The sequence below is a fragment of the Bradyrhizobium pachyrhizi genome (assembly GCF_001189245.1).
GTDB classification, from domain to species: domain Bacteria; phylum Pseudomonadota; class Alphaproteobacteria; order Rhizobiales; family Xanthobacteraceae; genus Bradyrhizobium; species Bradyrhizobium pachyrhizi.
Map to the genome: position 1 here is coordinate 114,171 of NZ_LFIQ01000117.1, position 26,618 is coordinate 140,788.

Sequence of the window (26,618 nt, forward strand, 5' to 3'; positions counted from 1 at the left end):
GCGCCGGCTTCTTCCGCGGCACGTCGTCGCCGGCAACGATCGCCTCGAACTGATCGGCCCAGTCCAGCCCGAGCGAAACCGAAAGCAGGGCATCGATATTGCCGTGCGAGGTGGTCGTTGCGATCGCGAGGCGCTGGCCGCGGCTGCGCGCGCCGGCGAGCCAGGCCCTGACGCCCGGCCGCAACGGGCAGCCGCCGGCGGCAATCAGCGCGGCGTAGCGTGCGGTCTTGATCCTGTGCAGGTCAGCGATCTCGGCGAATGTCAGCATTGGGACCGCGTTGCGCTGGTCGAAGGCGCGGATGCGCTCCTTGCCTCCGGCCACCCGAAGCAGCCGCGCGTAAGTGACCTGGTCCCAGAACCAATCGAGGCCGGCTTCGGCAAAGGCTTCATTGAAGGCGCGGCGGTGCACCTCCTCGGTTTCGGCGAGCGTGCCGTCGACATCGAAGATCAGGGCGCGGGCGCTCGCGATGATGTCGCGCATCCCGGCGGTCCGGATCACGGCGAGCGCCTCGTTCATCGTCCCTCGCCCGGCGCACCGGCGCCTTTGACGAACACCCGGCTGGCGAGCACGTCGCCGGCCTCGATCGACATCACGTCGTCGGCCGTCAGCGTGCGGTCGAGCTTCGCCACGATCCGGTTGGCCTGGCGCAGCCGGATGCGATCGAGCGCATTGCGGATCGAGCGCGCATTGGAGAACAGCGGCTGTTCCTTGCGCACGGCGATGTAACGGATGAAGGCCTCGCGCGCTTCCGGGGAGAACCGATAATTCTGCTGCTGCAACATCAGCTCGGCGATCCAGAGCAACTCGCCGTCCGAATAGTCCGGGAAGTCGATGTGATGCGCGATCCGGGAGCGGAAGCCCGGATTGCTCTGGAAGAATTTCTCCATGCGGTCGCCATAGCCGGCCAGGATCACCACCAGATCCTCGCGCTGCTGCTCCATCACCTGCAGCAGGATCTCGATCGCCTCCTGCCCGTAATCGCGCTCGTTTTCCGGACGATAGAGGTAATAGGCCTCGTCGATGAACAGGACGCCGCCCATCGCCTTCTTCAATATTTCCTTCGTCTTCGGCGCGGTGTGGCCGATATATTGGCCGACGAGGTCGTCGCGCGTGACGCTGATGACGTGGCCGCGGCGCACGAAGCCGAGCCGATGCAGGATTCCGGCCATCCGCAGCGCGACCGTGGTCTTGCCGGTGCCGGGGTTGCCGGTGAACGACATGTGCAGGGTCGGAAACGTCGTTGCCAACGCCATCTTCTGCCTGATGCGTTCGACCAGCAGCAGCGAGGCGATCTCGCGGATGCGGGTCTTCACCGGCTTCAGGCCGATCAATTCGGAATCGAGCTGGTCGAGCACGTCGCCGATACCGAGGTCGGCGAATTCATGCCGGAGGTCGATGGTCTCGAGCGGGGTCTCGCGGATTTGTTCGCTGATCTGTTCTTGCGCTTGCGTCATTGTCCTCTCGCCTGGAAAAGCTCCGTCGCCGCGGCGGCGACGACGGAGAAGTGCATCCGGACCAGACGGTCGAGGGAGCAATCCGCCTGGTTTGCAAGCCGGACGCGGTTACTGATCTGCGTAGCGTTCGCCCTCGGGGCGGCCCGCTGCGTAGGAATGGGTCGCGTAACGCAGGTTGCGTCCGGCAGCCTCCGAGCGGTCGAGCCGGAAGCCCGGCTCCTCGCGCGGCCGGTTGACGATGAAGGAGATGCGTACGGACTCCCAGCCCGGGCTGGAATCGAAGCCGGAGACCCGGATATAGCGGTCGCCATAGACCCGCCGGCAGTCGGCGAGTTCCTTCATGATGCCGGCCGCGTCGCGCAGGTCGAACATCGGCAGGCCCCACATATCCCAATAGGTGTTGCGGGGGTGCGGATCGTCGGTGAACTCGATGTTCACCGCCCAGCCCTTGTCGAGGCAGTATTGCACCTGCGCGGCGATCTGCTCGTCGGTGAGATCGGGCAGGAACGAAAAGCAGCCTTGGGTAACGCGCATGAGTATCTCCTCTCAGACCGCCATGCTCGGCGTGGGAACGAAATCGGGGGCGTCGGTCGACTCGTAGTTGAAGGTGACGTCCTTCCAGACGTCGAGCGCCTCGCGCAGCGGCGTGCAGGTCTGCGCCGCCTTGACCAGGATCTCCGGCCCCTCATGGACGTAGTCGCGTCCCTCGTTGCGGGCGAGGATCATGGCTTCCAGCGCGACGCGGTTGGCGGTGGCGCCGGCCTGGATGCCGCGGGGATGGCCGATGGTGCCGCCGCCGAACTGCAGCACGACGTCCTCGCCGAGCAGATCGAGCAGCTGGTGCATCTGGCCGGCATGAATGCCGCCGGAGGCCACCGGCATCAGCTTGTTGAGGCTCGCCCAGTTCTGGTCGAAGAACACGCCGTGCTCCAGATGCAACGGATTGAAGTCCTCGCGGCAGATGTCGTAATAGCCGCGGGTGGTGTTCGGATCGCCCTCGAGCTTGCCGACCACCGTGCCGGCATGGATGTGATCGACGCCGGCGAGCCGCATCCATTTCGCGATCACGCGGAACGAGACGCCGTGGCTGCGCTGCCGCGTGTAGGTCGAGTGGCCGGCGCGATGCAGATGCAGGATCATGTTGTTCCTGCGTGCCCACTTCGCCATCGACTGGATCGCGGTGTAGCCGATCACAAGGTCGATCATGACGATGTTGGAGCCGAGCTCATGAGCGAACTCGGCGCGCTCGTACATGTCCTCCATGGTCGCCGCGGTGACGTTGAGATAGGTCCCCTTGATCTCGCCGGTCGCGGCCTGCGCGCGGTTGACCGCCTCCATGCAGTAGAGGAAGCGCTCGCGCCAGTGCATGAAGGGTTGCGAGTTGATGTTCTCGTCGTCCTTGGTGAAGTCGAGCCCACCTTTCAAGGCTTCATAAACAACGCGGCCGTAGTTGCGGCCGGACAGGCCGAGCTTCGGCTTCACGGTGGCGCCGAGCAATGGACGGCCGAACTTGTCGAGCCGCTCGCGCTCCACCACGATCCCGGTCGCCGGGCCCTGGAACGTCTTCACATAGGCGGTCGGCAGCCGCATGTCCTCGAGCCGCAGCGCCTTCAGCGGCTTGAAGCCGAACACATTGCCGATGATCGAGGCCGTCAGGTTCGAGATCGAGCCCGGCTCGAACAGGTCGAGGTCATAGGCGATATAGGCGAAGTAGCTGCCCGGCGAATTCGGCACCGGATCGACGCGGTAGCACTTCGCCCGATATTTCTCCGCGGCCGTCAGGCGGTCGGTCCACACCACGGTCCAGGTCGCGGTCGAGGATTCGCCCGCCACCGCCGCGCAGGCTTCGGTCGGATCGACGCCGTCTTGCGGCGTGACGCGGAACAAGGCAATAACGTCGGTGTCCTTGGGCTCGTAGTTCGGCTCCCAATAGCCCATACGCTTGTATTCCATCACGCCGGACTTGTAGCGATCCTTGCCGCGCACGGTGATCGACTGCTGCATATTCATCGAAATCTCCTGTGGTTCGTCGCCATTTGCTCAGGCGGCCTGGGTCATCTTTCCAATTTGCGGATCGAGCGCGCCGGCGCGATAGCGGCGGGCCATCTCCGGCAGTGCAACCACCTTGATCCTGGCGGCATTGCCGGCCGTGCCGAATTGCTCGAAGCGGTCACGGCAGAGTTCGCGCAGCGCATCCATCGCCGGCTTCAGGAATTTGCGCGGATCGAACTCGCTCTTCGACTGGACGGCGACCTTGCGGAAGGCCGCCGCCATCGCCAGGCGGCAATCGGTGTCGATATTGACCTTGCGCACCCCGTGCTTGATGCCGCGGACGATCTCCTCGACCGGGACGCCCCAGGTCTGCGGCATCTCGCCGCCGAACTGGTTGAACATGTCCTGCAGCGGCTGCGGCACCGAGGACGAGCCGTGCATCACCAGATGCGTGTTCGGCAGGCGGCTGTGGATCTCCTCGACCACGCGCATCGCCAGGATCTCGCCGTCGGGCCGCCGCGTGAACTTGTAGGCGCCGTGCGAGGTGCCCATCGCGATCGCGAGCGCATCGACCTTGGTGGCGCGGACGAAATCGACCGCCTGGTCGGGATCGGTGAGCAGCTGGTCATGGCTCAGCTTGCCTTCGACGCCGTGACCGTCCTCCTGCTCGCCGCCGCCATGCTCGAGCGAGCCGAGCACGCCGAGTTCGCCTTCGACCGACGCGCCGACCCAGTGGGCCATGTCGACGACCCGGCGGGTGATATCGACATTGTAGTCATAGTCGGCCGCGGTCTTGGCGTCGGCCCTGAGCGAGCCGTCCATCATGACGGAGGTGAAGCCGTAGCGGATCGCGGTGGCGCAGGTCGCCTCTTCGTTGCCGTGATCGAGATGCAGGCAGAGCGGGATCTGCGGATGCATCTCCTCGAGCGCGTCGATCATCTTCGCCAGCATGATGTCGTTGGCATAGGACCGCGCGCCGCGCGAGGCCTGGATGATGACAGGTGCATCGCAGGAAGCCGCCGCCTCCATGATGGCGAGGCCCTGCTCCATATTGTTGATGTTGAAGGCCGGAACGCCGTAGCCGCGTTCGGCGGCGTGGTCCAGCAACTGCCTCAGGGTTATCCGCGCCATGGTGGCGTCCTCCTTTCAATTCGCTCGTTGAATGAGCTGTTTTGCTGCAGCAGCGATTGCCGCGGGCGTGATGCCGAATTCGCGGTAGAGCACGTCCGCCGGCGCGGAAGCGCCGAAGCCGCTCATGCCGACGAACGCACCGTCGTCGCCGAGCCAGCGCGCCCAGTCGCCCTCGACCGCAGCCTCCACGCCGACACGTGGGCCGCTGCCCAGCACCTGGGCGCGATAGTCGCTCGGCTGCTGGCGGAACAGGTCGAAGCACGGGGCCGAGACGACCGCGGCCTGTACCCCGTCTTCCGCCAGCAGCTTTGCGGCTTCGAGCGCGATCGCCACCTCCGAACCCGTTGCAATCAGGGTGACGTCACGCGCGAAGGCCGGCTCGACGAGAACGTAGGCGCCGAGCGCGACCTGGTTGTCCTTGCTGCCGTCGCGAACCGTCGGCAGCGCCTGCCGCGACAGGCAGAGGATCGACGGCGAGGTCTCTGCCTTCAGCGCACAGTCCCACGCTTCCGCTGTCTCGACCGCGTCGGCCGGGCGGAACACCAGGACGTTCGGGATTGCCCGCAGCGCGGCCAGATGCTCGACCGGCTGATGGGTCGGTCCGTCCTCGCCGAGCCCGATGGAATCGTGGGTCATCACATGGATGACGCGGATCCCCATCAGCGCCGCGAGGCGGATCGCCGGCCGGCTGTAATCGGCAAAGCTGAGAAAGGTGCCGCCATAGGGAATGAACCCGCCGTGCAGCGCGATGCCGTTCATCGCCGCGGCCATGCCGTGTTCGCGAATGCCGTAGTGGATGTAGCTGCCGTCGAGCGTTTCCGGCCGCACCGAAACCTGCGACTTCGCCAGCGTCAGGTTGGAGTGCGTCAGATCGGCCGAGCCGCCCAGCAGGTTGGGCAAGGCCTCCGCGATCACGTCGATGACCTGCTGCGAGGCTTGGCGGGTGGCAAGCTTCGGCCGCTCGGTCGCGAACCGCGCCAAGAGCTTTGCCATCGCTTCGGCATAGGCGCAGGGCAATTTCCGGTTCAGCGCATCATGGAACGGAGACCGCTCGGCCTTGTCGCCCTTGCAGGCGCTGCGCGAACGCTCGATCCAGGCCCGCCGCGCGTCGCGGCCGCGGCCGCCGAGGTCGCGCCACTCCGCCAGCACCGCATCGGGAATTTCGAAGGCCGGATACGGCCAGCGCAGCGCGGCTCGTGTCTTCGCCACCTCATCGGCACCGAGCGGCGCGCCATGCACCTTCTCGCTGCCCTGCCGGTTCGGTGCACCGAACCCGATCACCGTGCGGCAGGCGATCAGCGACGGACGATCGCTCGATCGTGCCTGCCTGATCGCCGCGGTGATCGCCTGCGGATCGTGGCCGTCGATGCGGTTGACGTTCCAGCCGCTGGCCTTGAACCGCGCCGCCTGGTCGTCCGAGCAGGACAGCGAGGTGGCGCCGTCGATCGAGATATGGTTGTCGTCGAACAGCAGGATCAGGCGGTTCAGCCGCAAATGGCCGGCGAGCGAGATCGCCTCATGGCTGATGCCTTCCATCAGGCAGCCATCGCCGGCGATCACATAGGTGTAGTGGTCGACCAGGTCGTCCCCGAAGCGGGCGTTCATCAGCCGCTCGGCAAGCGCCATGCCGACCGCGGTCGCAATCCCCTGCCCGAGCGGCCCGGTCGTGGTCTCGACTCCCGGGGTGTGGCCGTACTCGGGATGGCCCGGGGTCTTCGATCCCCACTGCCGGAACGCCTTGAGCTGGTCGAGCGTCATGCTCTCGTAGCCCGTCAGATAGAGCAACGCGTAGAGCAGCATCGAGCCGTGACCGGCCGACAGCACGAAGCGGTCGCGGTCGGGCCAGGCTGGATCGGCCGGATCGAACTTCAGGAAGTCCGTGAACAGCACGGTCGCGACGTCGGCCATGCCCATCGGCATGCCCGGGTGGCCGGATTTCGACTGCTCCACCGCGTCGACGGCGAGGAAGCGGATGGCATTCGCCATCTCGTCGTGGCTGATTTCGGGGCGGCTGGCAACGGACGCAAGTGCGGTCATATCGTTCGCCTCTTTCGTTCGATCAGTTGCAGGATCAGCGGGGTCAGGATGAGCTGCATCGCAAGGTCGAGCTTGGCGCCGTGCACCACGATCGAATTGGCGCGCGACATGAAGCTGTTCGGGATCATCGAGAGCAGATAGGGGAAGTCGATGCCGCGCGGGTTCTTCAAGCGGATCACGACCATCGATTCGTCCGGCGTCGGGATCCAGCGCGCGATGAACGGGTTCGACGTGTCGACGGTCGGCACGCGCTGGAAGTTGATGTCGGTCTCGGTGAATTGCGGACAGATGTAATTCACGTAGTCCGGCATGCGGCGCAGGATGGTGTCGGTCACCGCCTCGGTGGAGTAGCCGCGATGGCTGCGATCGCGGTGCAGCTTCTGGATCCATTCGAGGTTGATGACCGGCACGACGCCGATCTTGAGGTCGGCATGCTGCGCGACATTCACCTTGTCGGTGACCACGGCGCCATGCAGGCCCTCGTAGAACAAGAGGTCGGAATTTTCCGGCAGCGCCTCCCATGCGGTGAAGGTGCCGGGCTTGGCGCCGTAGAGCCGCGCTTCCTCCTCGTCGTGCACATAGTGCCGCGTCGTTCCGGTGCCGGTCTCGGCATAGTCGCTGAACAGCTTCTCCAGCTCCTCGAACAAATTGGTCTCGGGGCTGAAATGGCTGAAGTGCTTGTTGCCGCGCTCGGCTCTTTCCGCCATCAGGCTGCGCATCTCGGCGCGGTCGTAGCGGTGGAATGCGTCGCCCTCGATATAGGCGGCGACCACGTTCTCGCGGCGGAAGATGTTCTCGAACGTCTTCTTCACCGAGGTGGTGCCGGCCCCGGAGGAGCCGGTGATCGAGATGATGGGATGCCGACGTGACATGCGGTCCTCCTCAGCGGAACAGGCCGCGCCGCGCGAACAGCGGGGCATCGCTGCTCTCGAACAACGGCTCGACGGTCAGGTGGATCGCATCGACGTCGCGCACGGCGCGCGCCGATCCCATGATCAGCGGCACGCGCTGATGCGGCGTGCGTGCCGACAGTTCGAGAATGCGCGACCGGCCATTCGACGCGGCGCCGCCCGCCCATTCCATGATCAGTGCGATCGGATGCGCCTCGTACAGCAGGCGCAACCGGCCTTCGCGGTAGCCCTGGCGCGCATCCGCCGGATACAGGAACACGCCGCCGCGCATCAGGATGCGGTAGGCCTCAGCGACCAGCGAGCCGATCCAGCGCATGTTGAAGTCCTGCCCGCGCTCGCCGTTCACGCCGGCGAGGCAATCGTCGATGTAGCTGCGCACCGGGCCGCTCCAGTGTCGCCGGTTCGAGGCATTGATGGCGAATTCCGACGCATCCTGCGGCACGCGCAGATCGCGCGCGGTCAGGACGAACTCGCCACTTCGCGGGTCCAGCGTGAAGCAGTCGACGCGCTGGTCTAGCGCCAGCACCAGCACGGTCTGCGGACCGTAGATGAAGCAGCCGGCGGCGCATTGCGCCGTGCCGGGCTCGAAGAAGGTCGAGATGACGTCGTTTCCCTTCGGCCGGATCGAGAAGATCGTGCCGATCGAGATGTTGTTTTCGAGATTGGCGGATCCATCGAGCGGATCGATCGCGACGCAGAGCGGCGCGTCGGGATCGAGCGTCTCGGGCAGCTCGACCTCCTCCGACAGCACCGCGGCGACCGGCGCGGTGCGCAGCGCGTTCCGCATCAGATCGTCGGCGACGATGTCGATCGTCTTCTGGCGATCGCCGTCGGGATTGACGCCGCCGCTCTCGCCGCCGATTCCGGCGAGCGGCCCGGCGGCAATGATGTGCGAGAGCTCGATCGCGGCGCGCGCAAGGGCTTCGATCACCACAACGGTCGCGGCACGCAACGGGTCGTGTTGCGTCGGCCACTCCAGATGGGCATGCAATGCAGGACGAATCTCCACCGGCCTCTCCCTATGATCGCGCCCTCTGTCCCGAGGCTTCGAGAGGCGACCTCAGGGGAGTCGCCTTCGCCCTATCAACGCGCGAATTGCCCAATTAGGGAAATTTTATTATCTTTGGTCCGGGCAAAGTATTTCTTATGGAGCTTGTCATGGCCGGCAACTTCTCGCGGGATCTCACCATCCGCCAGCTGCGCGCACTGTCGACCTTGCACGAGGCCGGTTCGATCACGTCGGCCGCCAACCGCTTGAACCTGACGCAGCCCGCGGTGACGTTGCAGCTCCGCAATCTGCAGGCGCTCGCCGGGTTGCCGCTGATCCAGCGCACCGGCGACGGCATGGCGCTGACGGATGCCGGCGCGCATGTGCTGACGCTGGTCGAGCGGATCGAGGCGGCGCTGAAGGATTGCGAGCAGTCGCTCGACATGATCGCCGGCCGCAGCGGCGGCCGCGTCGCGATGGGCGCGGTCTCCACCGCGAAATACTTCGTGCCGTTCGCGATCGCGGCGTTCTCGCGCCGCTTTCCCAAGATCGAGGTCACGCTCAGGATCGGCAACCGCGAGGAGATTCGCGACGCGCTGCGCGGCTATGATCTCGACATCGCGGTGATGGGCCGGCCGCCGGCCGATGTCGAGGTCGAGATGAAGCCGCTCGGCCGGCATCCGCACTTCATCGTCGCCGCGCCCGATCATCGGCTGGCGCGGCGGCGGCACGTCGCCCCGTCGGAGCTCGCCAACGAAACCTTCATCACTCGCGAGCAAGGATCGGGCACGCGGATGCTGATGCAGCAATATTTCGAGCGGGTCGGGCTGGAGCCGAAACTCGGCATGGCGATGGACAGCAACGAGACCATCAAGCAGGCGGTGATGGCCGGGCTCGGCATCGCCTTCATCTCCCAGCACACGGTGTTCCATGAGCTGGAGGACGGCCGGCTGGTGGTGCTCAAGGTGAAGGGCCTGCCGATCGTCCGGCAGTGGCACGCGATCAGGCGCGCCGACAAGATCCTGCTGCCGCCCGCGCAAGCCATGCTGGATTTCCTCGGCAAGGAGGGCTGGCGCTATCTGCCGAATTCAAACTAGCGCGCCGGAGCCGCCGCGACGCGAAAAATCGAGCTGGTACCGTATGTTAACCATTGAAGTTCCGGCAAGCGCATGTCACACCTTGAGTGCGGTCAGTGGCGGACCGTATCCCTGCGAGGGAGGATGAACTGCAGAACCAGTCCCCGCCGATGCCTGACTTCAAGGCGTTATTCGAGGCGGCGCCCGGCCTTTATCTGGTGCTGACCCAGCCCGACTTCCGCATCGTGGCAGCAAGCGACGCCTATCTGCGCGCCACCAAGACCGAGCGCGCCGCGATCCTCGGGCGCGGGCTGTTCGAGGTGTTCCCTGACAATCCGGACGACCCGGCCGCCGACGGCGTGCGGAACCTGCGCGCCTCGCTCGAGCGCGTGGTCCAGTTCCGCCGTCCCGATACCATGACGGTGCAGAAATACGATATCCGCAAGCCCGAGTCGGAGGGCGGCGGCTTCGAGGAACGCTACTGGAGCCCGCGCAATACGCCGGTGTTGGGGCCGAACGGGCAGTTCACTTACATCATCCATCGGGTCGAAGACGTCACCAGCTTCATCCAGCTGAAGCAGCGCGGTGCCGAGCAAGACGAACTGACCGACCGGTTGCGCGAGCGCACCGAGCAGATGGAAGCGGAAATCTTCATGCGCGCCCGCGAAGTCGAGGCCGCCCGCGAACAGCTCGAGGCCGAGCAGAAGCTGCGCCAGGTGCAGAAGATGGAGGCCGTCGGGCACCTCACCGGCGGCATCGCCCACGACTTCAACAATATCCTGACCGTCATCACCGGCCTGATCGACATCCTTGCCGAAGCCGTCGAGCACGATGCCGCGCTATCGTCGGTCACCAAGATGATCAGCGACGCGGCGTTTCGCGGCGCCGAAGTGACCAAGCACCTGCTGGCCTTCTCGCGGCAGCAGCCGCTGCAGCCGCGTGAAGCCAACCTCAACACGCTGGTGCAGGACACCGCGCGGCTGCTGCGCCCGTCGCTCGGCGAGCAGATCGAGATCGATACCGCGCTCGAGCCCGATGCCTGGTCGGCCTTCATCGATCCGAACCACATGGCGACCGCGCTGCTCAATCTCGCGGTCAATGCCCGCGACGCGATGCCCGATGGCGGCAAGCTGATGCTGGAGACCAGCAACGTCATCCTCGACGAGGTTTATGCCGTCGCCAACCCCGATGTGCGGGCGGGTGAATATGTGATGGTCGCGGTCAGCGACACCGGCGGTGGTATCCCGGCGGGAATCCGCGACAAGGTGTTCGAGCCGTTCTTCACGACCAAGGACACCGGCAAGGGCACCGGCCTCGGGCTCAGCATGGTGTACGGCTTCATCAAGCAGTCCAACGGACACCTCAAGATCTATTCCGAGGAGGGCCACGGCACCTCGATCAAGCTCTATCTGCCGCGCAGCAGCGGCGACATGATCGACGTCGAGCCGCCTCCTCCGGTCGACACGCGCGGCGGCAATGAATCCATCCTGGTCGTCGAGGACGATCCGCTGGTGCGCAATTACGTCAGCGCCCAGCTCGAGCAACTTGGCTATCGCACCATGGTCACCGCCAACGGTCCCGAAGCACTGGCCGCGGTCGACAAGGGGTTCGTCTGCGACGTGCTGTTCACCGACGTCATCATGTCCGGCGGCATGAACGGCCGGCAGGTCGCCGATGCCGTGATCGCCAAACTGCCCTCGGTGCGCGTGCTCTTCACCTCCGGCTACACCGAGGACGCGATCATCCACCACGGCCGTCTCGACCCGGATGTGACGCTGCTGCCGAAGCCCTACCGCAAATCCGATCTCGCGCGGATGATCCGGCAGGTGCTGGCCCAGCCACCGGCGGCGGCAATGGGCAAGTGACGCGGGGCGTCACGCGTCTCCGTTCTGCTTCTTGATCTGGTCGGCCGGCACGGCGCATCCCGACAGGAACAGTGCCGCACAGGCCCTGGCGCGGGCCTCGATCTGCGCCCGCGACGGCGGCGGCCTGTGGCCGTACATCACGTCGCGTTGCGGCTGGAACACGAGCATGCCGAGCAGCATGCCCGCAGCGGCCTGCGGGTCGTCCACCGCGATCCGTCCCCGCCGCTGCTGCACGCCCAGCCACGCAGCCAGCGCGCCAAGGGTCCGCTGCATCGCCTTCTCGTAGAACATCTCGGCGATGTCGGGGAATTTGTCGCTGTCGGCCAGGATGATGCGCTGGAGCGCGATGACCTCGGCATCGAGTATCAGCTCGCCACAGGTCGAGAGTGCGGCCTCCAGGGCCGCCGCGATATCGCGGCCGTCGCAGGCGGCAAGATTTACGGCGGATATGAACCGGTCCATCCGGTCCGTCACCGTGCCCTCGAACAGCGCCAGCTTGGTCGGGATCAGCCGATAGAGTGTCTTGGTGGAGACGCCGGCGCGGCAGGCCACGTCGGCGATGTTGGCCGCGGCGAAGCCGCGCTCGGAGAACTCGCGCCGCGCGGCGTCATAGATCAGCGCGCGCGTCTCGTCGTCGGAACGCAGCTGCGGCCGCCCGCGGCCGCGCCGCGGCGGTGCGTCTTGCTCAGTCTGATCCTTGTCATTCCGGTTCATCCGCGAGCCATGCTTTTAAATGATGCCTGTCATTCTATTGACACTCCCAATATGGGCTTTATTTTGGAAAACATCAAGTTTCCTAATTAATCCCGCGGACGTCGGCCGGAATTGGCAAGACTTTCCAAAAGGATAGACGGATCAGGAGCACCGCCATGAGCCAGCATGAGACGTCATTCAGGGCCGAGAGCCAGGTTCCGGCCGAGACCGCCAAGCAATTGATCGCCAACCCGGAAGCCGCCAAACCGCCCGCCGCCAAGGGCAGGCTTCGCCGCCTGCTGCTGGCCGGCGCGGCGCTCGCCATGCTCGCGGGCGGAGCCTGGTACGGTTGGGACTACTGGACCGTCGGCCGCTTCCAGGTCTCGACCGACGACGCCTATGTGAAGGCCGATAACACGACGATCGCACCAAAAGTCTCCGGCTATCTCAGCGCGGTGCTGGTGGGCGACAATGAGCATGTGCGCGCCGGCCAGATGCTGGCGCGGATCGACAATCGCGATTTCAGGGTCGCGCTGGATCAGGCCAAGGCCGATGTTGCCGCCGCCGAAGCCGCGATCGCCAGCAAGCATGCGCAGCTCGATGTGCAGCAGTCGGTGATCGAAGCGGCACGTGCGACCCTCGCCGTGGACACCGCGACGCAGACCTTCGCCGAGCAGGAGAACAAGCGCTACACCGACCTCGCCGGCACCGGCTTCGGCAGCGTGCAGAACGCGCAGCAGGCGCAGTCGCGCTACGCCAGCGCACAGGCCGCCGTCGCGCGCGATACCGCAAACCTCGCCTCCGCGCTCCGCCAGGTCGAGTTGCTCAAGGCCGACATTGCCCAGGCGGTCGCGGCGCAGGCGCGCGCAGCCGCGCTCCAGCATCAGGCCGAGCTGAACCTCGGCTACACCACCATATCAGCCCCGATCGACGGCGTGGTCGGCAACCGCACCCTGCGCACCGGCCAGTTCGTCCAGGCCGGCACGCAGTTGATGTCGCTGGTGCCCGCGTCCGGCGCCTATGTGATCGCGAACTACAAGGAGACGCAGCTCACCAATGTCCGCAAGGGTCAGCCGGTCGAGATCGCGGTCGACATGTTCCCGGGACAGGTGGTGCGCGGCCATGTCGACAGTCTCGCGCCCGCCAGCGGCCAGGAGTTCGCGCTGCTGCCGCCAGACAATGCGACCGGCAACTTCACCAAGGTGGTGCAGCGCATCCCGGTGAAGATCGCGCTCGATGCGACCGCGGTCGAATTGCGGCCCGGCATGTCGGTCATCCCGACCATCGCAACCTTGTCGCAACCCGGAGAGGCGCCGCGCTCCGGCGCCTCACCCAAGCTCGCTGTCGCCTCATTCAAATAGGTGATGTCATGTCCGATCTCGCGCTCTCCTCCCCGGCTGCTGCGCCCCGCGCGGCAGCGGCAGCTGCCGATCCCAACCGCGCCAGCATGGCGGTCTGGATTTCCATCATCGCCGCCATGATCGGCGCCTTCATGGCGATCCTCAACATCCAGATCACCAACGCCTCGCTGCTCAACATCGAGGGCGGCATCGGAACCGGCGTCGACAACGGCTCCTGGATCTCGACCTCCTATCTGATCGGCGAGATCGTGGTGATCCCGCTGACCGACTATCTCAGCCGGGTGTTTTCCTTCCGCAAGATCATCATCGGCTTCGCCACCCTGTTTGCGATCTTCTCGGTCGCCTGTGCCTTCACGCACGACCTGCCGTCGATGATCGCGATGCGCGGCTTGCAGGGCTTCTTTGGCGGCGTGCTGATCCCGATGGCCTTCACGCTTGTTTTCACCAAGCTGCCGAAGGCCCAGCAGCCGGTCGGCCTTGCCATGTTCGCGCTCGCCGTGACCTTCGCCCCCGCGATCGGCCCGACCATCGGCGGCTACCTCACCGAGAATTACGGCTGGCAGACCATCTTCTTCGTCAATGTGATCCCGACCGCGGTGATGGTCATCACGCTCTATTTCACGCTGGAGCGCCAGCCGATGCAGCTGCATCTGCTCCGTGAGGGCGACTGGCTCGGCATCGTCACGATGGCGATCGGCCTGTCGTCGCTGCAGGCCGTGCTCGAGGAAGGCAACAAGAACGACTGGTTCGGCTCGCCCTTCATCGTCAAGCTCGCGGTGATCGCCGCCGTCAGCCTCACTCTGTTCGTCTGGATCGAGCTCGTCGTCGAAAAGCCGCTGATCCGGCTGCGCCTGTTGACCCAGCGCAGCTTCGGGTTCGGCACCATCTCGGCCGTGTTCGTCGGCTTCGCGCTGTTCGGCTCGGTCTACCTGCTGCCGGCCTATCTCGGCCAGGTGCAGCGCTACAACGCCGAGCAGATCGGCCAGGTGCTGGCCTGGACCGGCCTGCCGCAGCTGATCCTGATCCCGCTGGTACCGAAGCTGATGCAGCGCTTCGATGCCCGCTTCATTGCCTTCACCGGCATGATCCTGTTCGCGGTCTCCTCCTTCATGAACATCGCGATGTCGCTCGATTACTCCGGCGACCAGTTCTTCGTCCCGAACATCGTCCGTGCGGTCGGCCAGGCGATCATGCTGGCGCCACTGTCCGCCGTCAGCCTCGGCAGCGTCGCGCCGCAGGATGCCGCGGCGGCCTCCGGCATCTCCAACATGATGCGCAACCTCGGCGGCGCGATCGGCACGGCGCTGCTCGCCACCATCGTCACCAAACGCGAGCAATTCCACTCCAACATCATCGGCCAGTCGGTCGACCTCGGCCGCGAGGAAGTGCGCACCCGGATCGCCGAGGTCACCAACTACTTCCTCAGCCACGGCATCTCCGATCCGGCGACCGCGCATCACCAGGCGATCGTGGCGCTCGGCAATATCGTGAAACGCCAGGCCCTGGTGCTTGGTTTCAGCGACACCTTTGCCGTGATCGGCATCGTGCTGGTGTTCGCCGCGATCGCGATCCTCCTGACCGGCAAGCCGAAGAACGCCGCTGGCGGCGGCGCGGCGCATTGATCGCTTGTTGATCTCTTGTTGATCTCTTGGGCGACGGCCGAAGGTCGTCGTCCGCTCAGCTTGCTTCGCGCAGCTTGAAGCGCTGGATCTTCCCGGTCTGGGTCTTCGGCAGCGCCTCGACGAAGGCGATCGCGCGCGGATATTTGTACGGCGCGATCGTCGCCTTGACGTGATCCTGCAGCAGCTTGACCTCGACCTCGTCGCAGCGCGCGCCCTGCTTCAGCACGATGAACGCCGAGACGATCTGCCCCCGCTCCTCGTCGGGTGCGCCGATCACGGCGCACTCCGCCACATCGGGATGGCCGAGCAGCGCGGCCTCGACCTCGGGACCGGCGATGTTGTAGCCCGCCGAGATGATCATGTCGTCGGCCCGCGCCACGAACGACAGCCGGCCGTTCTCGTCGCGGACGAAGGCATCGCCGGTGATGTTCCATCCGTCGCGGACATATTTGGTCTGCCGGGAGTCGGCGAGATAGCGGCAGCCGGTCGGACCACGCACCGCCAGCTTGCCGACCTGGCCCGCCGGCAGCTCGTTCATGTCCTCGTCGACGATTTTGGCCTCGTATCCTGAGACTGGCGTGCCCGTGGTGCCGCCGACGGCGCTGCCGGTGCGGTTGGTGATGAAGATGTGCAGGAGCTCTGTGCTGCCGATGCCGTCGAGGATCGGCTTGCCGGTCTTCCTGGTCCAGCTCTCGAACACCGGCGCCGGCAGCGTCTCGCCGGCCGAGACGGCGAGCCGCAGCGACGACAGATCGGCGCCCTTGTCCATCGCGGCCATCATCGCCCGATAGGCGGTGGGCGCGGTAAAGCAGATCGTCGCCTTGTAGGTTTCGATGATCCGGATCATCTCGCTCGGCGCCGCATTCTCCAGCAGCGTCGCGGTGGCGCCGAAGCGCAGCGGGAAGATCGCGAGCCCCCCGAGGCCGAACGTAAACGCAAGCGGCGGCGAGCCGACGAACACGTCGTCGGGTGTGACCTTGAGCACTTCCTTCGCATAGCCGTCGGCAACGATCAGGAGATCGCGGTGAAAGTGCATGGTCGCCTTGGGCTCGCCCGTCGTGCCCGACGTGAAGCCCAGTAGCGCAACGTCGTCGCGGCCGGTCTTCACCGCATCGAACTTGACCGGCTTGTTCAGCGCGATCCGGTCGAGCTCGGCGTCGTGGTTCTGCGTGCCGTCGAAATTGACGACCTGCTTGAGGAATTTGCTGGTCTTGGCGCAGGCCACCAGTTCATCCGCGATGCGGCTGTCGGTCAGCGCCAGCGAGATCTCGGCCTTGTCGACGATCTTGGCCAATTCGCCGGCGCGCAGCATCGGCATGGTGTTGACGACGACGGCACCGGCCTTGGTCGCCGCGAGCCAGGCCGCGACCAGCGCCGGGTTGTTGCCCGAGCGGATCAGCACGCGATTGCCGGGCTTGACGCCGTAATTCTCCACCAGCGCATGCGCCAGGCGGTTCGACCAATCCGTCAGTTCCTTGTAGGTGCGCTGGCGGCCATTGCCGATCAGCGCGATGCGATCGCCCATCCCCTGCGCGACGATGCGGTCGGTCAGCTCGACCGCGGCGTTGAGATAGTCGGGATATTTGAATTCGGGCCGGTCGAGCACGAGCTGCGGCCATTGCTCTGATGGCGGCAGGTTGCGCCGTGCGAAATCGTCGACATGCCCGGATGGGCCGAGCCCGGGAAATTCACCTGACATTCGATCGCCCCTCGCTTTCCATCCAGAAAGGCCAAGACCAATATCGAGAAGACCAATATCGAGAAGACCAACATCAATATCGAGGACGCCCGGCAGCGTTCTAACCGCCAATCATTTTATACTTAAAATAGTTCGGCGCAAGGGTGGAAATCGCGGGGCAATCGCCCGCCGATCCTTCACAACCTCAGATTTGCGTAAGCTGCTTCAACCGCGCGACCATCGCCGAGCCCGGGTCGGCGAGCGGCGCGATCGCGGTGAAATGATTGGCGTCGGGCACAACGCCGAACCGCGTTGCAACGCCCGCTTTGCCCCAGACATCGACGACGGTCCGGCTCTGCCGGTGATATTCCGCGCTCTCGGCGCCGCCGACGACGGCATCGAGCGTTGCGCCGGCAGGCGGCGCCCAGAACAGCGGGCTCGACGCCCGTGCTGCGGCGCGGTCGAGGCCAAGCGCCTTGTTGATGGAGGTGCCGACCAATGGCTCAAGCTCGAACAGGCCGGAGATCGCGTAAGCAGTCCTGACCAGGTCCTTCGGCAGCAACGCATCAAAGGCCGGCCAATCGGTCGCGAGCATGCATGCGGCAAGATGTCCGCCTGCGGAGTGTCCCGACACGACCAGCGGCCGGTCGAGCCTGGCCAGCTCGCGGCACGCCGCACGCATCTCGCCGATGATGTCGCCGACCGTAACATTGGGACACAGATCGTAGCTCGGCACCGCGACGCTGATGCCGTGGCCGTTGAGCCCTCGCGCGCAGTGGCTCGATGACGAGCCGTCGAGTGCCTGCCAGTAGCCGCCATGGATGAAGACCACGAGCGGCCCGTCACGATCGCCTTCGAACAGGTCGATGACGTTGCGGCTGCCCGGACCATAGGTCAGCCGCCGCGGCGGATGCTGCTCGCGATAGGCCGCGGAGTCCCTCGCCCAGCCGGCCATCAGCGCCGGATTTTCCGGCACCCGCGCCCGGTTGTTGTATTCGACCTCGTAATCGACCTCAGTCACGGCTTAAGCGTTCCTCGCCTTGGCGGAGCGCTGCGCTGAGCCCTTGGCCTTGGCGAGCAGCCGCATCAGTTCGCGGATATCCTTCGGCGAGAGATCGCCGAAAATATCGGCGATCCACTTCTCGTGCTCGGCGGCCATCTTGCGGAATTCGGCGCGGCCGAGTTTTGTGAGCCGGATGAACTGCACGCGGCGGTCCGTCTCCGAGGTGCGGCGATCGAGATGGCCTGATTCAACCAGACGCTCGACCAGCCCGGTGACGTTGCCGTTCGATACCATCATCCGCTTCGACAGGTCCGACAGCGTCATGCCGTCGGACACCTTGTCGAGCTGGGCCATCAGGTCGAAGCGCGGCAGCGTGACGTCAAATTTCTCGCGCAGCCGGCTGCGCACCTCGCCTTCGATCAGCGTGGTGCAGGTCAAGAGGCGCAGCCACAGCCGCAGCTCGGTGCCGTGATCGTCGGGCAGTTCGACGGCTTTGGTTTCGGAATCGAGGATCATGCGGCGATCGTGCCTCCGCGGCGGGTTCCGGTCGGACCAATTGTTTTGAGCTTCAAGCAATTCGCGGCGTCCCGCAAGGACAATTGCGAATCGTGCCTGATCCGTCTGGGCAATCCTGCAATTTCTTTATACTTCAAGCAATTGGCGCGGCGCTTGCATGGGCAGCGCCTGCATGATGCGCGACGATCGCCCTGACGCGATGCCACATCGCTTGCAGCGGTTGCGCGCGTCAGACTAAGCTGAGGCCAATTGGGCCGAAGCCGAAACATCAAAGCAGTGGTCGGGGGAGAGACATGAAACAATTGACGAAGCTCGCGGGATTGGCGGCGCTGCTGGGTGTCGCCGTCACCCCGGCGACCGCGCAGGAGAAGATCAAGATCGGCGTGCTGGTCACAACGTCGGGCCCGGCCGCGGCGCTCGGCCAGCAGGTCCGCGACGGCTTTGCGCTCGCGATCAAGGACCTCGGCGGCAAGATGGCCGGCCGCGATGTCGAGATCGTCAACGCCGACGACGAGCTCAAACCCGATGGTGCCGTAGTCAAGGTGCGCGGCCTGCTCGAGCGCGACAAGGTCGATTTCGTGGTCGGCCCGATCTTCTCCAACATCCTGCAGGCGATCCACCGCCCGGTCACCGACAGCAAGACCTTCCTGATCAGCCCGAACGCAGGCCCCTCCAGCTACGCCGGCAAGGAGTGTAACCCGTTCTTCTATGTCACGTCGTACCAGAACGACCAGGTGCACGAGATCCTCGGCAAGGTGGCGCAGGACCGCGGCTACAGGCGCGTTTACCTCCTGGTGCCGAATTATCAGGCCGGCCGCGATTCCGTCGCCGGCTTCAAGCTCGACTACAAGGGCGAGATAACAGAGGAATCCTACACGCCGCTGAACACGCTGGATTTCCAGCCTGAACTCTCCAAGATCGCCGCGCAGAAGCCGGACGCGCTGTTCACTTTCATGCCGGGCGGCATGGGCGTCAATCTCGTGAAGCAGTACAAGCAGGCTGGCGCCACCGTGCCGGTGCTATCCGCCTTCACCGTCGACGAATCCACCCTGCCCGCGCAGCAGGACGCAGCGGTCGGCATGTTCGGCGGGGCGAACTGGGCCCCAAACCTCGACAATCCCCAAAGCAAGAAGTTCGTCGCCGCCTATGAGGCGGCCTACAACGGCGTGCCCGGCACCTACGCCATGCAGGCCTATGACGCGGCGCTGTTGATCGACAGTGCCGTCAAGGCCGTGAAGGGCGATCTCTCCAACAAGGAGGCGGTCGCCGCGGCGCTGAAGAAGGCCGACTTCACCTCGCTGCGCGGTAACTTCAAGTTCAGCAACAACGGCTATCCGATCCAGGATTTCTACCTCACCAAGGTCGCGAAGCGGCCGGACGGCAAATTCCAGACCGAGATCGTCGAGAAAGTGTTCTCGAATTATGGTGACCGCTACGCCAAGGACTGCGCGGCAAAGTAAGCCACTCAAAGCGTTTTCGAGCGAAGCGGACACCGGTTCGCGTGAAGAAACGCGTCAAACGGAGATATGGAGGAAGCATGAGCATGAAAGACGAGATCGCCGGCATCACCCGCGCCAATGAAGGCATCCAGGGCATATCCTGGAGCATCCTCGGCCAGACCTACGTGCCGAAGAGCCGCACCGAGCATTCATTCTCCTGGCACGCCACCTTCCCGCCGGGCACCTTCGTTCCTCCGCATATCCACCCCGACCAGGACGAGTACCTCTACATCCTCGAGGGCAAGCTCGACTTCATGCTCGACGGCGCCGACGAATCCGCAACTCCAGGCGATCTGGTGCGCCTGCCGATGGGCAAGCCGCACGGCATCTTCAACAAGTCGCAGCAGCCGGCCAAGACGCTGTTCTGGGTGTCGCCGACCCGGAGGCTCTACGACCTGTTCTGGGCGATCCACAACATGAAGGAGCAGAACCCGGATGACGTGGTGCGGCTCGCCGCCGAGCACAACATCCACTTCCTGCCGCCGCCTCCGGCGTAGGCGGGGCACCGGCTCTTTCCCCTCATCCTGAGGAGCGCGGAACGCGCGTCTCGAAGGATGAGGCCACCGGCAGGCCTCATGGTTCGAGACGGCGCTGGCGCGCCTCCTCACCATGAGGGTCTGCGATACGAACCTTGGGAACGTCCTCCCCTTCAGCAGTACCTCCTACTGCCGCGCCACCACGCGCGCGGCAAAGCCGGCCTTGGCGGCATAGCCGCGGACGATCGCCTCGCGGGCTTCGTAGTTGAGGATGGTGTCGACGTCGGTAAAACCTTGCGGCGCGAGCTGCTCGACGGCGTCGATCACGCCTTCCGGCCCGCCGCGGCGGTTGGAGGCGACGATGTCGGCGGTCATCGGCAGCCGCTGCCGCTCATAGGCCGCCAGCGCCTGCCGCGGATGCTCCGATCGCGCCAGCATGTCGGCCAGGCAGCGCGCATCGAGGATGGCCTGCGATGCGCCGTTCGAGCCGACCGGATACATCGGATGCGCGGCGTCGCCGAGCAGCGTGACGCGGCCGCTCGACCAATACGGCAACGGATCGCGGTCGCAGCACGGATACTCCCAGAATTCCGGCGTCGCGTTGATCAGTCCGGTGAAGTCGACCTGCGGGATCGTGAAGCTCGTGACATAGGGCGTCATCTCGTCGCGCCGGCCGAGATTGGACCAGCCCTCGCGGCGCGGCGGCGGCGAGGTGCCGTCGCCGATCCGCACCAGCACCGCCCAGTTGGTGAGGCGGCTTGCCGGGCTCGAGCCCGGCGCGATCGGATAGATTACGGCCTTGGCGTTCAGCCCGCCGGCGATGATCATCGAGCGCCCGGTCAGGAACGCCGGCCAGTCGGTCGCGCCGCGCCACAGCATCAGGCCATTCCAGCACGGCCCGCCCTCGTCCGGAAACAGCGTCTGCCGCACTTTCGAATGGATGCCGTCGGCGCCGATCAGAATGTCGCCGCGCGCGGTATGCACATGGGCGCCGCTGCGGTCGAAGAAATAGGCCGAGACGCCGCCCTCATCCTGGGTGAAGGAGCCGAGCCGGCAGCCGGTGTGGATCGCATCCGCGCCGAGCCGATCGATCACGGCCTGATGAATCACGCTTTGCAGGCGGCCGCGATGGATCGAGAATTGCGGCACGTCGTGGCCGGCATCGAGCCCGCGCTTCTCGTGCCAGACCTGCTGGCCATGTCGCGTCAGATAGAACAGCTCATAGGTGCGGATCGCCACCTTGTCGAGCTTGTCGAGCAAGCCAAGCCCCGCCAGCTCGCGGATCGCATGCGGCAATGTGTTGATGCCGACGCCGAGCTCGCGGATCGTCTCGGACTGCTCGTAAAGCTCGCAACTGATACCGCGCGAGCGCAGCATCAGCGCAGTGGTGAGGCCTCCGATTCCGCCTCCGACGATAATCGCCTTCATCGTCCTCACCTCCACTCACAACAGGACGCTTTTACGCTTTGGCCTAGGGTCGCATGCCCGCTCGCCCGGCCGCAAGCAGGTTTGTCGTCTGGGACTTGGGCGCGCCCGCGATGATTGGGCTTAGGCTTAACATTACTTCAGCGAACTCCAATTTATCCCCGTCACCCTGAGGAGCGCGGAACGCGCGTCTCGAAGGGTCGACGGGCCACCAGCGGGGCCGTTCATCCTTCGAGGCTCGCCCAGCGGCGCAAGTGCGCGGCAAGGCTCGCACCTCAGGATGACGAAACTGGTAGGAGCGCATTCCCGTCACTCCGGCACCACCGCAATCGCCTGGATTTCCACCTTGGCGCGATCCTCGATCAGGCCGGCAACCTGGATCGCGGTCATCGCCGGAAAGCGCCGGCCAATGATGTCGCGATAGACCGTGCCGATCTCCTTCAGCCGCGCGGAATATTCCTTGCGGTCGAGCAAGTACCAGGTCATCGACACGATGTGCTCGGGCCCGGCGCCGCCGGCGGCGGCAACCGCGACGATGTTGCGCAAGGTCTGGCCGATCTGCGCGACGAGATCGTCGGTCTCGAACACGCATTGTCCGTTCCAGCCGATCTGGCCCGCGATGAAGAGCTGTTTGCCGCGCGCGGCCATGCCGTTGGCGTAGCCGACCGGCTTGGCCCATCCTTCCGGTTGCAGGATCTCGATCATCTCAATTGCCCTCGAAGGCCGGTTTCTGCTTGGCGGCGAACGCCTCGAAGGCGCGGCGGAAATCGCCGGTGACCATGCAGATCGCCTGCGCCTGCGCTTCCGACTCGATCATCTCGTCGACGCCCATCGCCCATTCCTGGTTGAACATCGTTTTCGTCACGCCATGCGCGAACCACGGCCCATCCGCGAGCGAGCGCGCCAGGTCTTGCGCGGCGCCGGCGAGCTCCGCCGGCGGAACCAGACGGTTGTGGAAGCCCCACGCAAAACCTTCCTCGGCGCTCATCGCACGCCCGGTGTAGAGCAGGTCGGCCGCATGGCCCTGCCCGATCACGCGCGGCAGCAACCCGCACGCGCCCATGTCGGCGCCGGCAAGGCCGACGCGGGTGAACAGGAACGCGGTCTTGGCCTGCGGCGTCGCCAGCCGCAGGTCGGACGCCAGCGCCAGCATCGCGCCGGCCCCGGCGCAAATGCCGTCGATCGCAGCGACGATGATCTGCGGGCACTTGCGCATCGCCCGCACGACCTCGCCGGTCATCCGCGTGAAGGCGAGCAGGTCCGGCATCGCCATCCGCGTCAATGGCTCGATGATCTCGAACACATCGCCGCCGGAGCAGAAATTGCCCTCGGCGCCGGTCAGCACGATGGCGCGGACATCGGAGGCATATTTGAGGTTGGTGAAGAGATCGCGCAGCTCCTCATAGGACTCGAACGTCAGCGGGTTCTTCTTGTCCGGCCGGTTCAGCGTGATGGTCGCGACACGGCCGCTCGCATCGACCTGCCAGCGGAAGTGCTTTGCGGGATAATCCTTGAACGGCCGGAGCTTTGCTTTCATCTCGGACATGACGTGTTCCTTCACCCGGTAAGGACTTCGCCGCCGGCGACCGCGACGGCTTGTCCGTTGATTGACGATGCGCCCTCGGCGGCAAGCCAGAGGATGGCGTCGGCGACCTCCTCCGGCGTCACCAGCCGCTGCATCGGATTGACCTTGGCAAGCGCGGCGCGCGCCTCCTGCGCGCTGCGGCCGGTCTTGGCGACGATGTTCGCGGCGGCATCCGCCACCAGCGGCGTATCGGTGTAGCCGGGGCAGACCGCATTCACGGTGACGCCGCGCCGTGCATATTCCAGCGCCAGCGAGCGCGTCAGGCCGATGACGCCGTGCTTGGCCGCGACATAGGCGGAGACGTAGGCGTAGCCGGTAAGGCCCGCGGTCGAGGCGACGTTGATCACCCGCCCGCGGCCGCGTTGCGCCATGCCGGGCAGCACCGCGTGCGTGACGAGGAATACGCTGGAGAGATTGCTTGCCAGCATATCCGCCCACAGCACGGCGTTCGTCTTGTCGAACGGCGCGCTGCCGGCCTTGCCGGCATTGTTGACGAGGATATCGATCGGACCCGCCTCGGCCTCAATCTGCGCGACGCCTTTGGTCACCGCAGCCTCATCGGTCACGTCGATCGAAACCACGGCGCCCGAGTGCTTGCCGAGCGATGCCGCGGTCGCCTTCAACGCATCGATCCGGCGTCCGGCGATGCTGACGCGCACCCCGGCCTCCGCGAGTGCGATCGCCGTCGCGGCACCGATGCCTGAACCGGCGCCGGTCACCAGCGCATGGGCGTTGGGCCAGAAGCGTGTCATGCCTTCCCTCCCGCCGCGGCGCGCTCCAGATTGGCCTCATATTGCGATTTGCCCGACAGATACTGCTTCGGCCAGGCGATCTGCTTGACGCCGATCTTCGCAGCCTCATGCAGCGTCCAAGCCGGATCGGCGAGATGCGGCCGCGCGATGGCGCAGAGATCGGCGCGGCCGGCGGCGATGATCGAGTTGGCGTGATCGGCCTCCGAGATCGCGCCGACCGCGATGGTGGCGATGCCGACCTCGTTGCGGATCTTGTCGGCGAACGGCGTCTGGTAAAGCCGGCCATAGACCGGATGGTCGTCGGCCCAGACCTGCCCCGAAGAGCAGTCGATCAGGTCGGCTCCCACCTCCTTGAACAGCTTGGCGAAGGCCAGCGCATCCTCGGGCGTGTTGCCGCCCTCGGCCCAGTCGTGACACGACAGGCGGACTGACATCGGCTTGTCCTCCGGCCACACCGCGCGGACGGCTCGGAACACCTCCAGCGGATAACGCGCGCGGTTTTCGATCGATCCGCCATAGTCGTCAGTGCGGCGGTTGGTCAGCGGCGACAGGAAGCTCGACAGCAGATAGCCGTGCGCGCAATGCAGCTCCAGGATATCGAAGCCCGCGGCCGCAGCGCGCCTGGCTGCGGCGACGAACTGGTCGCGCACCTCGTCCATCTCGGCGCGGCTCATCGGCTCCGGGATCTGGCCGTCGGGCAGATAAGGCACTGACGAAGCCGACACCAGCGGCCAGTTGCGGTCCGGCAGCGCTTCGTCCATGCCTTCCCAGGCGACGCGCGTTGAGCCCTTGCGGCCGGCATGGCCGAGCTGGATGCCGATCCTGGCGTGCGAATTCTGGTGCACGAAGTCGACGATGCGCTTGTAGGCCGCCGCCTGCGCGTCGTTCCAGAGACCGCAGCAGCCGGGCGTGATCCGCGCCTCCGGCGAGACGCAGGTCATCTCGGTAAAGAGAAGGCCGGCGCCGCCGAGTGCGCGGGAGCCGAGATGCACCAAATGGAAGTCGGTCGGCACGCCCTCCTCCGCCGAATACATCGCCATCGGCGAGACGATGATCCGGTTGTGAAGCGACAGGCCGCGGATGTGGAACGGCGTCAGCATCGGCGGCGTGACGCGGTCGTTGGTCGCGGCCACACCGCTGCGCTCCGCGAACCAGCGCTCATAGCCCTCGAGCCAGGTCTTGTCGCGCAGCCGCAGGTTCTCGTGGCTGATGCGCTGCGAGCGGGTCAGCAGCGAATACATGAACTGCTCCGGCTCCAGCGTGTCGGCATAGCGCGAGCCGACCACCTCGAACCATTCCATCGCGTTGCGCGCGGCGTTCTGGATCCGCGCCACGTCGACCCGGCGCAGCTCCTCGTAGGCCTTGAGCACCGCGGGAATGCTGTCCCGCGTCGTGCCGTGGATCTTGAACTGGTTGGTGAGCTCGATCGCATCCTCCAGCGCGAGCTTGGTTCCCGAGCCGATCGCGAAATGCGCGGTGTGGGCCGCATCGCCCATCAGCACGACATGGCTGTTGCCGTTGAACGCGGTCCATTTGTCGCAGATCAGCCTGGGGAACGACAGCCAGGCCGAGCCGCGCAGATGCCGCGCGTTGGAGACCAGATGATGCCCCTCGAGGATTTCCGCGAACACATTCTCGCAGAACGCGATCGAGTCGCCCTGCTCCATCTTGTCGAGACCGTGAGCGAGATAGGCCTCCTCGGTGGTCTCGACGATGAAGGTCGCCGCGCCCTCCTCGAACTTGTAGATGTGCGCCTGGAACCAGCCGTGCTCGGTCTTGCGGAAGTCGAAGGTGAAGGCGTCGAACGGCCTGACGGTGCCGAGCCAGATATAGCGGTTCGGCCGCATCAGCATGTCGGGCTGGAACGTCTCGGCATATTTGACGCGCACCTTCGAATTGACGCCGTCGCACGCCACGATCAGATCGGCGTCGGGAAATTCGAGATCGGAATTCACCTCGCGCTCGAAGATCAATTCGACACCAAGCTCCTCGGCCCGCGCCTGCAGGATGTTGAGCAGCCGCTTGCGGCCGATGCCGACGAAGCCGTGACCGGTGGTGCGCATGCGCCGGCCCTTGATCAGGACCTCGATGTCATCCCAGTGGTTGAAGGCCTGCTCGATCGTGTCAGCAGTGACCGGATCCCACTTGCGCATGTTGTCCATGGTCGCATCTGAAAACACCACGCCGAAGCCGAAGGTGTCGTAAGGCCGGTTGCGCTCGACCACCGAAATGACGTTCGCGGGATCCAGCATCTTCATCAGGATGCCGAAATAAAGCCCGGCCGGCCCGCCTCCAATGCAAACGATACGCATGGCGTTCTCCCGTTGGCTTCGGCGGGTTGGGGGTGCCGACGAGGCACATTCCCCCTGGAGCCGACGGTGGATATTATTTTATACTTAAAATAATTGTCAAGGGAGTTGGCGCCGCACCCCACGCTGTCGTCCCGGCGCAGGCCGGGACCCATACGCCGCAGCAGATGTTGTCGACGGGACTCGTCGTTCCAGCAACGTACAACAATGACAATCTGTGGTTATGGGTCCCGGCCTGCGCCGG

Annotated in this window: 22 protein-coding genes and 1 pseudogene; 6 read left to right on the top strand and 17 right to left on the bottom strand. The window is 65.4% G+C overall.

What is annotated here, in order from left to right; genetic code table 11:
• From AKL29_RS32425 to AKL29_RS32460, 8 genes and pseudogenes are all read right to left on the bottom strand, one after another.
• Window positions 1–517 (bottom strand): annotated as a pseudogene (locus AKL29_RS32425) (HAD family hydrolase); the annotation flags it as partial.
• Window positions 514–1,455 (bottom strand): CbbX protein, encoded by a 942-nt coding sequence (cbbX, locus tag AKL29_RS32430; protein ID WP_050386984.1) that lies wholly within the window; start codon window positions 1,453–1,455, stop codon window positions 514–516. The pseudogene AKL29_RS32425 and the gene cbbX, both read right to left, overlap by 4 nt.
• A 108-nt stretch (window positions 1,456–1,563) precedes the next feature.
• The gene (locus tag AKL29_RS32435) at window positions 1,564–1,989 is read right to left on the bottom strand and encodes a ribulose bisphosphate carboxylase small subunit (protein ID WP_028331477.1); all 426 of its coding nucleotides are present in this window, start codon (window positions 1,987–1,989) and stop codon (window positions 1,564–1,566) included.
• 12 nt (window positions 1,990–2,001) lie between these two features.
• Window positions 2,002–3,459: a form I ribulose bisphosphate carboxylase large subunit gene (locus AKL29_RS32440; protein WP_050387164.1), complete on the bottom strand. Its 1,458-nt coding sequence runs from the start codon at window positions 3,457–3,459 to the stop codon at window positions 2,002–2,004.
• 36 nt (window positions 3,460–3,495) lie between these two features.
• On the bottom strand, window positions 3,496–4,578 hold the full coding sequence (fba, locus tag AKL29_RS32445) for a class II fructose-bisphosphate aldolase (RefSeq protein WP_050386985.1): 1,083 nt from the start codon (window positions 4,576–4,578) through the stop codon (window positions 3,496–3,498).
• Between the two features lie 15 nt (window positions 4,579–4,593).
• On the bottom strand, window positions 4,594–6,615 hold the full coding sequence (gene tkt, locus AKL29_RS32450; RefSeq protein ID WP_050386986.1) for a transketolase: 2,022 nt from the start codon (window positions 6,613–6,615) through the stop codon (window positions 4,594–4,596).
• Window positions 6,612–7,487 (bottom strand): phosphoribulokinase, encoded by an 876-nt coding sequence (locus tag AKL29_RS32455; RefSeq protein WP_028331481.1) that lies wholly within the window; start codon window positions 7,485–7,487, stop codon window positions 6,612–6,614. Before AKL29_RS32455 ends, tkt begins: the two co-directional genes overlap by 4 nt.
• A 10-nt stretch (window positions 7,488–7,497) precedes the next feature.
• Window positions 7,498–8,529, bottom strand: a complete 1,032-nt coding sequence (locus AKL29_RS32460; RefSeq protein WP_430648904.1) for a class 1 fructose-bisphosphatase — start codon at window positions 8,527–8,529, stop codon at window positions 7,498–7,500.
• Between the two features lie 155 nt (window positions 8,530–8,684).
• On the opposite strand from AKL29_RS32460, the gene AKL29_RS32465 reads away from it, so the two are divergent.
• Both AKL29_RS32465 and AKL29_RS32470 read left to right on the top strand, forming a co-directional pair.
• A complete protein-coding gene (locus AKL29_RS32465) occupies window positions 8,685–9,611 on the top strand; it encodes a LysR family transcriptional regulator (RefSeq protein ID WP_028331483.1) in 927 nt (308 codons plus the stop codon).
• Between the two features lie 149 nt (window positions 9,612–9,760).
• Entirely contained in the window at window positions 9,761–11,455 is a 1,695-nt protein-coding gene (locus AKL29_RS32470) for an ATP-binding protein (RefSeq protein WP_080666911.1), read from the top strand.
• A gap of 9 nt (window positions 11,456–11,464) precedes the next feature.
• Here the strand turns inward: AKL29_RS32470 and AKL29_RS32475 are convergent, their stop codons facing one another.
• Window positions 11,465–12,169 (bottom strand): TetR/AcrR family transcriptional regulator, encoded by a 705-nt coding sequence (locus AKL29_RS32475; RefSeq protein WP_050386988.1) that lies wholly within the window; start codon window positions 12,167–12,169, stop codon window positions 11,465–11,467.
• Window positions 12,170–12,324: 155 nt separating this feature from the next.
• On the opposite strand from AKL29_RS32475, the gene AKL29_RS32480 reads away from it, so the two are divergent.
• Window positions 12,325–13,509: an HlyD family secretion protein gene (locus AKL29_RS32480; RefSeq protein WP_050386989.1), complete on the top strand. Its 1,185-nt coding sequence runs from the start codon at window positions 12,325–12,327 to the stop codon at window positions 13,507–13,509.
• A gap of 86 nt (window positions 13,510–13,595) precedes the next feature.
• On the top strand, window positions 13,596–15,131 hold the full coding sequence (locus tag AKL29_RS32485) for a DHA2 family efflux MFS transporter permease subunit (protein WP_167350448.1): 1,536 nt from the start codon (window positions 13,596–13,598) through the stop codon (window positions 15,129–15,131).
• 55 nt (window positions 15,132–15,186) lie between these two features.
• Here the strand turns inward: AKL29_RS32485 and AKL29_RS32490 are convergent, their stop codons facing one another.
• The 3 genes from AKL29_RS32490 to AKL29_RS32500 all read right to left on the bottom strand — a co-directional run bounded on the left by AKL29_RS32490 (window position 15,187) and on the right by AKL29_RS32500 (window position 18,328).
• The gene (locus tag AKL29_RS32490) at window positions 15,187–16,830 is read right to left on the bottom strand and encodes a benzoate-CoA ligase family protein (protein WP_050386991.1); all 1,644 of its coding nucleotides are present in this window, start codon (window positions 16,828–16,830) and stop codon (window positions 15,187–15,189) included.
• Window positions 16,831–17,014: 184 nt separating this feature from the next.
• Window positions 17,015–17,830: an alpha/beta hydrolase gene (locus AKL29_RS32495; protein WP_050386992.1), complete on the bottom strand. Its 816-nt coding sequence runs from the start codon at window positions 17,828–17,830 to the stop codon at window positions 17,015–17,017.
• A gap of 3 nt (window positions 17,831–17,833) precedes the next feature.
• Window positions 17,834–18,328 carry a MarR family winged helix-turn-helix transcriptional regulator gene (locus AKL29_RS32500; RefSeq protein ID WP_050386993.1) on the bottom strand — a complete coding sequence of 165 codons (495 nt, stop codon included), beginning with the start codon at window positions 18,326–18,328 and terminating at the stop codon, window positions 17,834–17,836.
• A 293-nt stretch (window positions 18,329–18,621) separates the two neighbouring features.
• Between AKL29_RS32500 and AKL29_RS32505 the strand changes: the two genes are divergently transcribed.
• The gene (locus AKL29_RS32505) at window positions 18,622–19,788 is read left to right on the top strand and encodes an ABC transporter substrate-binding protein (RefSeq protein ID WP_050386994.1); all 1,167 of its coding nucleotides are present in this window, start codon (window positions 18,622–18,624) and stop codon (window positions 19,786–19,788) included.
• 83 nt (window positions 19,789–19,871) lie between these two features.
• Window positions 19,872–20,324: a cupin domain-containing protein gene (locus AKL29_RS32510; protein ID WP_026192554.1), complete on the top strand. Its 453-nt coding sequence runs from the start codon at window positions 19,872–19,874 to the stop codon at window positions 20,322–20,324.
• 165 nt (window positions 20,325–20,489) lie between these two features.
• On the opposite strand, the gene AKL29_RS32515 is transcribed toward AKL29_RS32510, so the two are convergent.
• From AKL29_RS32515 to AKL29_RS32535, 5 genes are all read right to left on the bottom strand, one after another.
• Window positions 20,490–21,731 carry a flavin-dependent oxidoreductase gene (locus AKL29_RS32515; protein ID WP_050386995.1) on the bottom strand — a complete coding sequence of 414 codons (1,242 nt, stop codon included), beginning with the start codon at window positions 21,729–21,731 and terminating at the stop codon, window positions 20,490–20,492.
• Between the two features lie 306 nt (window positions 21,732–22,037).
• Window positions 22,038–22,433, bottom strand: coding sequence for a RidA family protein (locus AKL29_RS32520; RefSeq protein WP_050386996.1), 396 nt, complete (start codon window positions 22,431–22,433; stop codon window positions 22,038–22,040).
• A gap of 1 nt (window position 22,434) precedes the next feature.
• Complete coding sequence (locus AKL29_RS32525; protein WP_026192553.1) at window positions 22,435–23,274, bottom strand: enoyl-CoA hydratase family protein; 840 nt, start codon at window positions 23,272–23,274, stop codon at window positions 22,435–22,437.
• A gap of 11 nt (window positions 23,275–23,285) precedes the next feature.
• On the bottom strand, window positions 23,286–24,065 hold the full coding sequence (locus tag AKL29_RS32530; protein ID WP_028331494.1) for an SDR family NAD(P)-dependent oxidoreductase: 780 nt from the start codon (window positions 24,063–24,065) through the stop codon (window positions 23,286–23,288).
• Window positions 24,062–26,377: a bifunctional salicylyl-CoA 5-hydroxylase/oxidoreductase gene (locus AKL29_RS32535; protein ID WP_050386997.1), complete on the bottom strand. Its 2,316-nt coding sequence runs from the start codon at window positions 26,375–26,377 to the stop codon at window positions 24,062–24,064. Before AKL29_RS32535 ends, AKL29_RS32530 begins: the two co-directional genes overlap by 4 nt.
• Window positions 26,378–26,618 lie beyond the last annotated feature (241 nt).